Below are 12,611 nucleotides of genomic sequence, written 5' to 3'. Positions count from 1 at the left end.
GAGCGTCCCCGCTCGCGTATTCTACAAATCGCGAGCGGGGACGCTCGCACTATAAATGCAAAACTGAGATGCTCCCGGTTATTAGTTATTAGCCAATAACAACTAACCAATAACCAATAACAACTAACCAATAACTAATTAGGCAAAGCCAAATAAGGAAAATTCGGTTCTAAAGGTTTGTGTCCCTGAGCCGGATTTCCCGGAGTTCCGTTATAAGAAACGTTATCGCCAACCGGAGAACCCACCAAAGCTCCCAGAGTGATATCAATAACGTCGTCCATTAGCATACGACCTCCGATCAAACTTCCTTGAGAATTTGTAGCGCTAGCGTAGCCGCTGGTTTTTGTGGTATCGATCCGCATGACATCGGGTAAGAAAGCTCCGGCGATCGCATTTGGATCGACATTATCCCGACCGTCCAAAAGATCCACAGCATTCAGAGTAGCAACAGCTTCCTGCCGCACCGGAGCAGCAGCAGCGCTCAAATCCAATCTCGGAGGAATATTATTAAATGCCTCCAGATAAGCGGGAGAAACTATCAAACCTTCATTAATTGCAGGTCTCGCCAAACGCTCGAATTGTTTGAAACCGCCAGCTCCATCGCGAATCGAAACTGTTGACCAAACATCAAAAGTATTCGCCCCAGTTCCTGCTTGCAAAAACGCTTTCGGAACGCGCACGGCAATTGTATTGACGTTGTAACCTTTAGTAAAGTCGATCGCTTGATTGGGTTGCTTGAAACCTACTTTCGGCCCCGTTCCCAAAGCCCCAGCGCGGACTCGAAAAAATTGTTCCACATCAAAGAAAAACGGGTCTTCCCGCAAACCGGCAAATACAGTCAAGTTAGAACCGCCCACAGGTACTGTATTCAAAACAGCATTAGAATTCAGCGGAGTTGTGGCAATAAGCCCGCCGTTAACTGTAGTCTTAGCAACAGTCTCCGAGCCGCCGCGAACAACAGTTACAGCCACTGCTTGCATACCTGTATTGTTAGGCGGACTGAAGGCAAACCGCAAGATAATATCGGCGCGTCCAGTAGGTGTAGAATTCACGTCACCTACCTGCGTGATGTGAAATTGGTAGAGGGCTGTAGTGCTGAAATAATATTGATAGCGGGCTACAGACCTGGGATTTGAATTCATGGTAAATACTAAATCCCCGTCCGCAGCACCGGAGTTTTGGTCTTTTTCGCGATATACATACAGGTCAGTTAAATTGACCGCGCGACCTTTGATATCTACTTCGCCGTCGTCGTGGTCGGAAGCGGCAATTATCCCGGGAGTTAATACAACAATTAGAGCTACTTCAATAGCTAGTAGGGTTCGGCGAATTTTCTTTGTGAGTTTCACAGTTAGCACCTTTATTGCAATGAGATTTTTCCACAAATCAATGGTAAATAACCCGCATTCGCGGGTTTTACTTTTGCAGCAACAGGTTGAAATCTGTCAACCTGTCGGGCTTTTGCGCTGTTGCTGAGCCTTCTCCTATTGGTGGTATACGAAGGTTTGGCAATTTTGGATCTGTGCTGCCAGATTAATTTATGTAAAAAAGTGCGTTATTGAGGATTTACTCGTTCCCGGAGTATGCTTGGGAATGCCTGCTCGGAAACCAGAGCCTCTCTCGATCTAGTGGAGTCAGAGCCTCGCTTGTATGGGTTCCCAGGCTCTTCTTGGGAGCGAGCAGAAAGAGATTGGGAACGAGTTAAGGGCGCTGTTTTGACTGAAAGCATCCAGGATACCCGCCACGTGATTCATCCGTCCAGAAATAAAAAACCTGTATTCGATGAAACTTGCCCCCCGAATTTATCCGTGGGGTCAGTCGATTTGAGATTTGAGATTTGAGATTTGAGATTTATCCCACAGATGCAATCTGGGAGCTTGAACTAGGGTCTAAAATTTTTATCTTTCCACGACTTAAGTACGTGGCACGGTATCCGTTTGTGGGCTGGGTCAATGCTTCAATTCTTTAATCTTTAATCTTTAATCTAAAATCGCGCAATCGATTGAGTGTTCAGGCTCAGGGCATTTCTTCGTTGTGCATAAAGCGGATTGCTAAGTGTCAAAAAAATTACTAATCAGGTGGTAAAATTCAATATGACTTGGGATTTTTACAATTCAAAGCACGACAAAATTAGCCTGAAAAGGCATACTCCAGCTCGTACCCCCAACTTCAAACTTACAATTATGTTCTGTAGTGATATACGCCGAATTGTTAATTTTGGATCTGTGCCGTCAAAACAAAAATTTTGGGTACACTGAAATGACAGGCCAGAAGTCAGGCGATGAATCGCTGCTTTTAGTGCAGATTGCCCGGAAAGACCAAACGGCATTAGCTAAACTTTACGATCGCTACGGTCGTCCCAGTTACGCTCTTGCTTACAAAATTCTGGGTTCGGTAGAAGAAGCTGAAGAAGTGGTAATCGATGTTTTTTCCCAAATTTGGCAAAAAGCAGCAACTTACGATCCTTCTCGCAGTCGAGCAGATACCTGGTTGTTCATGCTGACCCGCAGTCGTTCCCTCGATCGCCTGCGAGCGATGCAGCGAACAGTCCGGGCGGCTCAAGCTTGTCTGGAAGATGCTAAAGTACCCATCTCTAGCGTTGCAGAACCGATGGAAGATGCAATGTTTAAAGAACGCAGCGAACAAGTCAAAGCAGCCTTAGAAAAACTGCCAAAGGAACAGCAAGAGGCGATCGAACTTGCCTACTACCAAGGGCTGACTTGCGCGGCGATCGCAGCTAAAACTGGTATCCCGACAGGTACAATCAAAACCAGAATTCGGTTGGGTATTTCCAAATTGCGTCAAGCTTTGAGCGAACAATTTTTTTAGATTGTCAAAAAACAAAAGTTAAGTTTTTTAACATCAATCTAAAATTATGGCATCTCCAATCATCCATCTTGAGTGCGAGGGCAGCAGACCAATCTCAAATTTAAAATTAACTTAGGCTGAATTACAATTAATCGCGGAAAACAGATGGAAATGATGCCAGACGAGGAGTATAAAATCCTTGCAGCCCTTCAAGCTCTCGATATCCTCGACGAGTCAGAACGCGGCGCATTTGCAGAGAAATTGAAAGAGTCCGCAGAACTTACAAGTGAATTAGCTGCTTTTGAAGCCACAATTGCCGCGATCGCCTACACAGCCCCCCCAGTTCCCGTCGCCCCCGACCTCAAAAACCGCCTGTTCCAGCGCATAGCCGAACTGCCACCAACTCCGGCAGAATCAGTCAATTTAAAGCCCATTGTTAGCTCCAAAACAGAGAACAATACTCCATCTTTAATCGTGCGATCGAATGATGTCAAATGGAAATCTTATGGAGTTCCCGGAGTTTCGTTGGGCAAGCTTTATATTGACAAAAAAAAGCGCGAAATTACCTGCTTGATGCGACTAGAACCGGGAGTAACATTTCCCCTGCACCGACACGCTGCCTCGGAGGAAGTGTTTGTATTAGAAGGAGACTTAATTGTAGAAGGGGAAATTTGCCATCAAGGCGACTACATTCGATCTGTTCCAGGTTCCATACATTCCTCCCTCACACAAGGGGGATGTTTGCTGTTAATGAAAGCTTCCACAGACAACGAAATGCTTGTCCGATCCGACACCTAAATTTATTAGACACAGGAGTGAAAATGGCAGGGAGGATGCCTGCCCCACAAGAGTCTTTGGGAAATATCTATTGTGGCACGGGCGTCTCGCCCGTCCCCTGGCAGGCAGGATGCCTGCCCCACAAGAGTTTTTGGAGATGTCTATTGTGGCACGGGCGTCTCGCCCGTGAAGCACAGATTAAAAATTACAAATCAAGGATAGTGCTATGCTAAATTACTGGCGTTTAACTGCTGTTTTGTCCGCCCTTATTATACAATTGGTTTCCAGCGACAAAAGCGCGATCGCCCAAGAACGCGAAGGATGTTTTCTGGTCAATTCAGCGGGAAAAGTAATTAACTTAAATTTGTTGTGCTCGCCTCAAGAATCAGACATTAAGCTGACAGGAAACGATGGGAAATTTATCGAAGACTACAAACGCTTAGCAAAAAGCTACTCTCCAGAAGCCACGGACAATTTACTGCAAGCAATCCAAAGGGCCCCCGGTCAAAAAATTGCGGCAGCTAAAAGAATGTGTGCGGAAGCAAAATCGGGAGTTTCTCTGCCGGAAGTTAAATTAAGAGCGATCGGGCAAGCTGCCAGTATCGAAAATCCAACTGTCAAAGAGAGTTTTCTCGCCGATGCCGATATTGTTACCACTCTGGCCGCCAACCATTATTGCCCGGAATTAGCCAGTAAGTAATATCATGAAATCTGTAGGGACACGGTAAGGAAATATCTCAGTTTTGATTTTACAGGAGTGCAAGGGGATGTTCGCACTCCTAAAAAACGCTTTTTACAAAACATTCCTGGACGCAACTGTCACAATCAAATGGACTCGTAGGGTGCGTCAGGCTAAGTTCTCAAATGATTATCGAGGATTTCGAGAGCTGACGCACCTTACTATATATGATAGTTGGGTCCAGGACTGCAAAACAGAGATGCTCCCCACGGTAATGCCGCGTCTCTACTTGCAGTTACAATATTAATTGTCCTCTTGTCGCGCAACGATCGATGAAATTACCAGACATGAGATGAAACATTTAAAATCAAGTTCCGCCGACTTGCGGGATTTATTCAAAGATAGCATTACAGTTAAATACCTCGCGGAACCGCTGAAATCTGTCCCCGCTTGCGATGATGCAGCCAAACTGCGATCGTGGATGGAAGCCCGCGATTTTGACGTGCTCGGGATCGAAGAAAACGGCACGGTTTGCGGCTATGTAGAACGATCGCACTTAGGTAAAGGCAAGTGCAGCGACTACCAACAAATTTTTCACCCTTCACAATTAATCGCCGCTTCGACTCCTTTGATGGAATTGCTGCCGCTGCTGCGAGAAAAACCGAGATTATTTGTATTGGAAAGCAACAGGATCGACGGGATTGTTACCTGCGGCGATTTGCAAAAAGCACCGGTGCGGATGCTGCTGTTTGGATTGGTGACGCTTCTGGAAATGAATTTATTGCGGATCGTGCGGATCTACTTTCCCCAAGATTCTTGGCAGAAATTGCTTAAGGGCGATCGCATCTTAGCCGCAAAACACCTTTGGGAATTGGGGCGATCGCGAAATGAAGCAATTGACTTAATCGATTACCTGCAATTCTGCGACAAGCGAGATTTAATCCTGACGAATGCTGAAATAGTCGATCGGCTGGGGCTCAAATCCAAACGCTACGGAGAGCGTTTTTTAAAATCAGCAGAAGCATTGAGAAACAAATTAGCTCACGCTCAAGATTTAATCAACGGTTCTTCGTGGCCGGAAGTAATTTTTTTGGCTCAGGAAATAGAAGCGCTTTTACAGCGCTGCGAAGAAATTGAAATTGCCGCACCCGCTGAATTAGAAAGCATTTAATCTTTTATTTCTTAGTCCGCCTTGGCAGACTTTGTTGGTATGGGATCGATTTCAATCGCCGAGTTTTATCTAGGAAGGTGCGCGCAGCGCACCCTACATTTAGTTTTTAATTTTGAGTTTCCTGTTAGTATACTGAGGAACCCACCCTTGAGCAGTGGTGTAATACTGCACGGCTTTCAAGTACAGCGACGGAGTGAGATAAAACCAATGTTCGGTATTGGCTGGCACTTTAATGTATTCTTCTGCTTGCAACATTAATTGTACCTGAGAGCCGTTAGAATACACAAACCCAAAAACACATTCTCCAGCTAAAATGTGAAGAACTTCTGCATCTGTGTGAGTGTGAGTACGATTGCTTTGAGTCATCAGCGCGTAAATCTGCGGCGAACCCGGGTGCAGCACTTTTAAGTCGCACCACTGACACCCGCTTGTGCACTTGAACTGTTCAAACTCGCTATTAAATGCGGCGAGGATCTGCTGTTTTTCTGTTACATTGAGGATGTCTTGGACTAGCAGTTCTCGAACCGCAGGATTTTCGATCGTTGGCAGACGATCGAGCTCAATATTTAAAATAGCCAGTTGGCTCGCGATCGCCCGGATATCGCTGTATGTCGTACCGTCTTCTAGTTGCAGAACAGCCATCGTACCCTACCTACTTATTTATATTGGAGGATAATTTAGTTTCCTGTTTCCATATATGGTTACAGACTAAACTCCTGCTTATTTTCAATAATAGCCGATCGCTAAAATCCGATATCTACCTTCACAATCATCAAAGAATTACCAGACATGAGATGATTTGTTGGGTTTTTTAAGTTTTATTTCTAGTTCTCAGAATCTGGCGGGTAATGCAGATCCATAGGCTCTGCTTATTTTTTATGGTTGGATATTCAAAGGGGCGATCGACAGAACACCGCCTACAGTAAGAGAATAAAGAAACACAGGCTCAATCTATAAAATTCTCGTCAGATTAGCTTACAATAGAAGGCTAAACCTCAAAATTACGGCGCAGCCTAATTGCTGCTACTTTTATGCCTCTACCTATAGTTGCTATTATTGGACGCCCCAATGTAGGCAAATCGACGATCGTCAACCGTTTAGCCAACACCCAAGACGCGATCGTCCACGACGAACCGGGAATCACGCGCGATCGCACTTACAGACCGGCTTACTGGGGCGATCGGGAATATCAAGTCGTAGACACCGGCGGGCTAGTATTCGACGACGAAACAGAATTTCTGCCTTTAATTCGCGAACAAGCAATGGCAGCCCTCGCAGAAGCCAGCGCAGCCATTTTCGTAGTAGACGGACAAACCGGGCTCACCGGCGGCGACGAATCGATCGCATCTTGGCTGCGACTGCAAAAAGTCCCCGTCATTCTCGCCGTCAACAAGTGCGAATCGGAAAATACAGGGCTTACCCAAGCAGCAGACTTTTGGCAATTGGGACTCGGAGAACCTTACCCAATTTCCGGCATTCACGGCAACGGCACCGGCGAATTGCTCGACAAATTAATTACTCACCTTCCCACAGAAGCACTGCCCGAAGTAGACGAAATTAAAGTAGCAATTATCGGTCGTCCCAACGTCGGCAAATCGAGTTTGTTAAACGCATTTCTCGGAGAAAACCGCGCCATAGTCAGCCCGATTTCCGGCACAACCCGCGACGCGATCGACACCTTAGTAGAACGCAACGGTCAAACCTACCGCCTGATCGACACAGCCGGAATCCGCAAAAAGAAAAACGTCGAATACGGTGCAGAATTTTTCGGCATCAACCGCGCTTTCAAAGCCATCCGCCGTGCCAACGTCATACTGTTAGTAATTGACGCAATTGACGGCGTTACGGATCAAGACCAAAAATTAGCCGATCGCATCAGCCAAGAAGGTCGAGCCTGCATCATAGTCGTCAACAAATGGGACGCCGTAGAAAAAGAATCCGACACCATCTACGAGTACGAAAGAGAAGTAAGAACCCGACTTTATTTCCTCGACTGGGCAGAAATGATTTTTGTTAGCGCCATGAGCGGACAGCGAGTGGAAAAAATCATTGAATTAGTAGACAAAGCCTCCGACGAACACAAACGCCGCGTCACTACCGCCGTGATTAACGAAGTCATAGAAGAAGCCACAAGCTGGCACTCAGCCCCAGTTACCCGCCAAGGAAAACAAGGCAAAATCTATTACGGTACTCAAGTGCGATCGCAGCCACCGACAATCGCCCTGTTTGTCAACGATCCCAAACGCTTCACCGAAAATTACCGCCGCTACATGGAAAGCCAATTTCGCAAACACCTCGGCTTTACTGGCACCCCAATGCGGCTGCTTTGGAGAGGCAAAAAAGTTCGTGCGACAGAAATGAGTACAACAAATAGAGCACTGCGCGTCAAGTAATTTTAGATTTTAGATTTTGGATTTTAGATTGAAGAAAAAACGCAATTTAATGATAAAATTAATGAATTGCGTTTTTTTGTTTAATCTAAAATCCAAAAATTGTAAACTCCAAATGTCAAATACCAAATCGAAAATCAACAATCTTAAATCCCCCATGAAAAAATCTAAAATCTAAAATCTAAAATCTAAAATCCCAAGATGGACGAACAAGAGTTTAAACAAAGAACGAAGCAGCTAGCATTGAGAGTGATTAAGCTAGTAAGTTCACTGCCCAAAAATACCGTTTCTGAGGTAATTGGCAAGCAGTTAATTCGTTCAGGGACTTCTGTAGGGGCTAACTATCGAGCAGCTTGTCGCGCTAGATCGACAGCAGACTTAATTGCGAAACTCAGAATAGTGGAAGAAGAAGCAGACGAAAGTCTTTATTGGATGGAGCTGATAGTTGAAGCTAAATTAGTAGATGTCGCTAATTTGAGGAGTATTATAGCGGTTCTCAGAAAGATGAGGTACGTAGTTGGGCTTCAGCCCTATACGTTTAAGTGGTTATATAATCTGTCAGTCATACCTCATCTTTTTGAGAAAGGCTATATGTCAGAAACGAATGAAATTTTAGCGATGAGAGTTGCCTCCATCAAAACTTTAATTGCTAAAAACCCAACAGCAAATCGCAAATAAAAGAATCTCAAATCCCACAAAAATTTCCTATCAAAAATCAAACAATCAAATAATCCCCACTCAAAAAATCAATCGCTCAATCAAATAATCCCCATTCAAAAATCAATCCCTGAATCAATCAATCCCTGAATCAATCAATCCCTGAATCAATCAATCATTGAATCAATCAATCCCTCAATCAAACAATCCCTCAATCAAACAATCCCTCAATCAAACAATCCCTCAATCTAAAATCTAAAATCTAAAATCTAAAATCGCAAGATGGACTTACTTCGATCGCTCCCCATAGGACTTTACCTAGAACAACCCGTAACCTGGCTTCACAGGCTAGACTCCCGTGTAAAACTAGCCTGGTTGATGACATTTCTGATTGCGCCAATCCTCGCCAATCCCCTCTGGCGGTTGATGCTAGTAGGAATGTTAATTGTACTAACACTAACCGCAGCCATTCCACTGCGCGTGTGGAAACAGCAAATGGGACTGCTGCTATTATTCTGCATTTTAGTATTTTGCCTCAGCGCGATCGCCCCCGACGCACTCCCCTCAGAACACCAGCCCCGCATCCCCGCCGACGAATTAACCTTTTCCCAACAGCCCGCAACCCTTCCACCCCCTCAGAAGCCCAAACCCTGGTACAAACCTTTTAATTTAGGCTCAAACTCCCCAATCCTAAATCCCAAATCCCAAAGTCCAAATCAACTCCCCCAACCCACAAACTACCGTTACGTTGTATTCAAACAAGGCCCGATTAAAATCACCCGCAAATCCCTAGATTTAGCTATCAACGTCAGCACCCTATTTTTCACAGTAATTTACAGTACCAACCTCTATCTCCTTACCACAGCCAGTGAAGAAATCACCAGCGCGATCGAAAACTTAATGCAGCCTCTGCGCCGCTTGAACTGGCCTGTTACCGAAATAGCACTAACATTAACGTTATCTTTGCGCTTCATTCCCCTAGTATTGGAAGAAATACAAAATTTAGTGCGATCGGTCAGAACCAGAGCGATAAACTGGAAAAAACTCGGATTTCGCCGCGCCGCTCAAGTTTGGTTGATGATAGCCGAGCGACTCTTAGAAAACTTGCTCCTGCGAGCCGAACAAATAGCCAGCGCCATGAAAGTTCGCGGCTTCACCAGTCCCGATCGACACCGTGTAGAATGGCACCAGTTGCAATTGAAAATCCGAGACTGGATCGCCCTCGGCTGCTTGATCTTCCTCTGGAGCGCCCGCTTGGTTTGGGGGTGGGACAGTTGAGATTTTAGATTTTAGATTTTAGATTTTAGATTGATTGATTGATTGATTAGATTTGAGATTGAAGAATTGGGAAGGACTGATTCGAGTTTCAGATATCGGGACTCTTCACGAGGGATTGGCCCTACAAGAGAATGAAACAGCCCTGGATTCGAGCGGGGTTTGGATCGCGGGTCTAGATTTGAGAAAGTTTTGTCTGGTACCCGAGTGTCCTGCTAAAGTAATGGAGACAAATATTTAGAGATCCAAGACCTTGAACATCTATCTCGGGACAGATATCGTATATGTTCCGCGCATTCAAGCTGCATTAGACCGCTTTGGCGATCGCTTCCTTGAAAAAGTTTACACCCCCACCGAACAAAGAGACTGCGGGCAACTAAATTCTCAAGACAGCAGCATTAAAGGTAAAATGAATCGAGTTTCCTGCAACCAACTAGCGGGGCGGTGGGCAGCCAAGGAAGCTGTTGTCAAAGCTCTAGGCACGGGATGGCGGGGAATACGGTATGCAGATGTGGAAATTCGGCGCTCCGAAAACGGTGCTCCAAACGTGCAACTGCACGGAACCGCAGCAGCACGAGCCTCTGTTTGGGGAAATTGCCAGTGGCAATTGAGCCTCAGCCATGACGGAGACTATTGTATGGCTACGGCGATCGCCCTTTGCATCCCGCCTGAGAACAACCCCGTCCCCACAAACACCGAAACTAAAACCTAAAATCTAAATCTTTAATCTAAAATTGACCGACTATAAACTTGAATGACTACCGAAACTTACCTGAATCATCCAAACTTTGGCCTCCTCTTCAGGGTGTCCCAGGTTGAAGACAGCCAAGAATTATTTACCACCCTATACGCCCAGCGCCTATTTTTTTTGGTAACAAACGGCCCTGGCGGGCTAAGATTTGAACCCATCAGCCGATCGGACGCTCGCCTCATGGTCGAAATTCGCCTGCGAAGCCTGCGTCGCAGCGGCCAATATCAGGAGTACGACCAATTGCAGACCATTCACCAGCGCACATTTCAATAGCGAAAATCGGTAATTGGTAATCGGTAATTGGTAATTTGGTAATTAGTAACAGTCTTAATTTTCCTTCCCTCCAGTTCCCAGCGTCGATCACCCATGACCATTGCCTCTCGAATTAACAGCATTCGCCAACACTTGCCCGAATCAGTGCGGTTAATTGCCGTTACCAAACAGGTACCGACTGATGCTATCCGCGAAGCATACGACGCCGGTATCCGGGATTTTGGCGAGAGTAAGGTTCAAGAGACCGCCGAAAAACAAAGCCAACTGAAAGATTTGCCGGATATCAACTGGCACTTGATCGGCCACTTGCAAGCCAACAAAGCAGCCAAGGCCCTAGAGCATTTCCAGTGGATTCACTCTCTCGACAACTTAAAACTAGCTCAGCGTCTCTCGCGCTTGGCGGGCGAACAGTCCTGCTCTCCCGAAGTCTGCTTGCAAGTCAAAATGTTGCCCGACCCGGACAAATACGGCTGGAGCGTCACAGAACTGCTTGCCGACCTTCCAGAACTCAACAAATGTCAGCATATCAAAATTCAAGGTTTGATGACAATACCTCCGCTAGGATTAGATGACTCGCAAATCCTAGAATTGTTTAACAGCACCCGCGAACTTGCTGACAAAATCGATCGGCAAAATTTGCCCCGCATTCAAATGCAGCAGCTCTCGATGGGGATGTCGGGAGATTATCATTTGGCAATTCAAGCAGGTGCTACTATGGTACGGCTAGGAACAAGTTTGTTTGGCTCTAGAAGAGGACAACTTGGGTTAAATATAGAGTAGTTAGCCACCCGCGACTAACCCGCAACGCGAGTTATAGTCGGGGCAGCACAGTCGTGAAGGAGCTTAAATGGTGAACATTTTTTCTAAGCTACGAGATTTTGTAGGCTTCCCCAATGAGCCTGAGTACGATTACGAGTACGACGAAACCGAAGGCGATCGCTTTCAGAACGTCTACCAACCGCCTGAACCGAACGCCGCTGCTGCTGCAGAAGAAGAACGCCGCCAAAATCGCAGAATGCGGGAGCGGTCAGTAGTAGGATCGACAGGTACGGATGTTGTTGCACCAACCGGGGGAGTAGGGTCAGTAATGAATAACGTGATTGGAATGCCTGGAGCTATGAACGGGATTTCGGAAGTAGTAGTCATGGAGCCGCGCACTTTTGAAGAGATGCCGGCAGCAATTCGAGCTCTTAAAGAACGGAAGTCTGTAGTTTTGAACCTGACGGTGATGGACCCAGACCAAGCGCAAAGAGCTGTGGACTTTGTGGCGGGCGGTACTTACGCCCTTGACGGTCATCAAGAGCGTATTGGCGAAAGTATTTTCTTGTTTACGCCTAGCTGCGTGCAAGTGAGAACTCAGTCTGGTGTGGTTCACGAAGTGCCCCCAGCCCAAGGACGGCCCCGCGCTGCTGCTGCTCCTGCACCGACAGTCTGGCCGGCAGAACAAGCTCAAATGGCTCAGTAGTTAGTTGACAGTTGACAGTTGGCTGTTGACAGTTGGCTGTTGGCTGTTGGCTGTTGGCTGTTGGCTGATAACAGAATTTCATTCATAAAACCACTATAGTAAGGTGCGTCGCTACCAGATCGGAAATGGAACTTGTAGATTTTCTAAGGCGACGCACCCTACAACTTAGTAAGGTGCGTCGCTACCAGATCGGAAATGGAACTTGTAGATTTTCTAAGGCGACGCACCCTACAACTTAGTAAGGTGCGTCCCTACCAGATCGGAAATGGAAGTTGCAGATTGTCGAAAGCGACGCACCCTACAACTTAGTAAGGTGCGTCCCTACCAGATCGGAAATGGAAGTTGCAGATTGTCGAAAGCGACGC

At 46.2% G+C, this 12,611-nt stretch carries 13 protein-coding genes; 11 read left to right on the top strand and 2 right to left on the bottom strand.

The window, feature by feature from the left end:
• Nucleotides 1-134: 134 nt before the first annotated feature.
• Nucleotides 135-1,349 (bottom strand): DUF4331 domain-containing protein, encoded by a 1,215-nt coding sequence (locus QUA56_RS34445; protein ID WP_333367867.1) that lies wholly within the window; start codon nucleotides 1,347-1,349, stop codon nucleotides 135-137.
• A gap of 910 nt (nucleotides 1,350-2,259) precedes the next feature.
• On the opposite strand from QUA56_RS34445, the gene QUA56_RS34440 reads away from it, so the two are divergent.
• From QUA56_RS34440 to QUA56_RS34425, 4 genes are all read left to right on the top strand, one after another.
• On the top strand, nucleotides 2,260-2,829 hold the full coding sequence (locus tag QUA56_RS34440) for a sigma-70 family RNA polymerase sigma factor (RefSeq protein ID WP_333367865.1): 570 nt from the start codon (nucleotides 2,260-2,262) through the stop codon (nucleotides 2,827-2,829).
• Between the two features lie 144 nt (nucleotides 2,830-2,973).
• On the top strand, nucleotides 2,974-3,606 hold the full coding sequence (locus QUA56_RS34435) for a cupin domain-containing protein (protein WP_333367862.1): 633 nt from the start codon (nucleotides 2,974-2,976) through the stop codon (nucleotides 3,604-3,606).
• 205 nt (nucleotides 3,607-3,811) lie between these two features.
• Nucleotides 3,812-4,285 (top strand): DUF732 domain-containing protein, encoded by a 474-nt coding sequence (locus QUA56_RS34430; protein WP_333367859.1) that lies wholly within the window; start codon nucleotides 3,812-3,814, stop codon nucleotides 4,283-4,285.
• A gap of 331 nt (nucleotides 4,286-4,616) precedes the next feature.
• On the top strand, nucleotides 4,617-5,435 hold the full coding sequence (locus QUA56_RS34425) for a hypothetical protein (RefSeq protein WP_333367856.1): 819 nt from the start codon (nucleotides 4,617-4,619) through the stop codon (nucleotides 5,433-5,435).
• A gap of 99 nt (nucleotides 5,436-5,534) precedes the next feature.
• Here the strand turns inward: QUA56_RS34425 and QUA56_RS34420 are convergent, their stop codons facing one another.
• A complete protein-coding gene (locus QUA56_RS34420; protein ID WP_333367855.1) occupies nucleotides 5,535-6,077 on the bottom strand; it encodes an acireductone dioxygenase in 543 nt (180 codons plus the stop codon).
• A 389-nt stretch (nucleotides 6,078-6,466) separates the two neighbouring features.
• On the opposite strand from QUA56_RS34420, the gene der reads away from it, so the two are divergent.
• The 7 genes from der to QUA56_RS34385 all read left to right on the top strand — a co-directional run bounded on the left by der (nucleotide 6,467) and on the right by QUA56_RS34385 (nucleotide 12,246).
• Nucleotides 6,467-7,828 (top strand): ribosome biogenesis GTPase Der, encoded by a 1,362-nt coding sequence (gene der, locus QUA56_RS34415; protein WP_333367852.1) that lies wholly within the window; start codon nucleotides 6,467-6,469, stop codon nucleotides 7,826-7,828.
• Nucleotides 7,829-8,026: 198 nt separating this feature from the next.
• On the top strand, nucleotides 8,027-8,503 hold the full coding sequence (locus QUA56_RS34410; RefSeq protein ID WP_333367849.1) for a four helix bundle protein: 477 nt from the start codon (nucleotides 8,027-8,029) through the stop codon (nucleotides 8,501-8,503).
• Nucleotides 8,504-8,764: 261 nt separating this feature from the next.
• A complete protein-coding gene (locus QUA56_RS34405; protein WP_333367846.1) occupies nucleotides 8,765-9,760 on the top strand; it encodes a CbiQ family ECF transporter T component in 996 nt (331 codons plus the stop codon).
• A gap of 250 nt (nucleotides 9,761-10,010) precedes the next feature.
• On the top strand, nucleotides 10,011-10,469 hold the full coding sequence (gene acpS, locus QUA56_RS34400; protein WP_333367843.1) for a holo-ACP synthase: 459 nt from the start codon (nucleotides 10,011-10,013) through the stop codon (nucleotides 10,467-10,469).
• A gap of 42 nt (nucleotides 10,470-10,511) precedes the next feature.
• A complete protein-coding gene (gene pipX, locus QUA56_RS34395; protein ID WP_333133005.1) occupies nucleotides 10,512-10,781 on the top strand; it encodes a transcriptional coactivator PipX in 270 nt (89 codons plus the stop codon).
• A gap of 93 nt (nucleotides 10,782-10,874) precedes the next feature.
• Nucleotides 10,875-11,561, top strand: coding sequence for a YggS family pyridoxal phosphate-dependent enzyme (locus QUA56_RS34390; RefSeq protein WP_333367840.1), 687 nt, complete (start codon nucleotides 10,875-10,877; stop codon nucleotides 11,559-11,561).
• A 67-nt stretch (nucleotides 11,562-11,628) separates the two neighbouring features.
• Complete coding sequence (locus QUA56_RS34385) at nucleotides 11,629-12,246, top strand: cell division protein SepF (protein ID WP_333367838.1); 618 nt, start codon at nucleotides 11,629-11,631, stop codon at nucleotides 12,244-12,246.
• The last annotated feature ends 365 nt before the right edge of the window (nucleotides 12,247-12,611 follow it).

The organism is Microcoleus sp. N3A4, from assembly GCF_036701805.1.
Taxonomy (GTDB): domain Bacteria; phylum Cyanobacteriota; class Cyanobacteriia; order Cyanobacteriales; family Microcoleaceae; genus Microcoleus.
Note: the sequence above shows the minus strand (reverse complement) of the source record. Positions and strands in the feature narration are given on the sequence as shown.

What these genes read in the sequence shown, in the direction of transcription:
- der (WP_333367852.1), top strand. Translation starts at nt 6,467, where the DNA reads ATGCCTCTACCTATAGTTGCTATTATTGGACGCCCCAATGTAGGCAAA.
- pipX (WP_333133005.1), top strand. Translation starts at nt 10,512, where the DNA reads ATGACTACCGAAACTTACCTGAATCATCCAAACTTTGGCCTCCTCTTC.
- QUA56_RS34425 (WP_333367856.1), top strand. Translation starts at nt 4,617, where the DNA reads ATGAAACATTTAAAATCAAGTTCCGCCGACTTGCGGGATTTATTCAAA.
- QUA56_RS34430 (WP_333367859.1), top strand. Translation starts at nt 3,812, where the DNA reads ATGCTAAATTACTGGCGTTTAACTGCTGTTTTGTCCGCCCTTATTATA.
- QUA56_RS34440 (WP_333367865.1), top strand. Translation starts at nt 2,260, where the DNA reads ATGACAGGCCAGAAGTCAGGCGATGAATCGCTGCTTTTAGTGCAGATT.
- QUA56_RS34420 (WP_333367855.1), bottom strand. Translation starts at nt 6,077, where the DNA reads ATGGCTGTTCTGCAACTAGAAGACGGTACGACATACAGCGATATCCGG.
- QUA56_RS34405 (WP_333367846.1), top strand. Translation starts at nt 8,765, where the DNA reads ATGGACTTACTTCGATCGCTCCCCATAGGACTTTACCTAGAACAACCC.
- QUA56_RS34385 (WP_333367838.1), top strand. Translation starts at nt 11,629, where the DNA reads ATGGTGAACATTTTTTCTAAGCTACGAGATTTTGTAGGCTTCCCCAAT.
- QUA56_RS34390 (WP_333367840.1), top strand. Translation starts at nt 10,875, where the DNA reads ATGACCATTGCCTCTCGAATTAACAGCATTCGCCAACACTTGCCCGAA.
- QUA56_RS34435 (WP_333367862.1), top strand. Translation starts at nt 2,974, where the DNA reads ATGGAAATGATGCCAGACGAGGAGTATAAAATCCTTGCAGCCCTTCAA.
- QUA56_RS34410 (WP_333367849.1), top strand. Translation starts at nt 8,027, where the DNA reads ATGGACGAACAAGAGTTTAAACAAAGAACGAAGCAGCTAGCATTGAGA.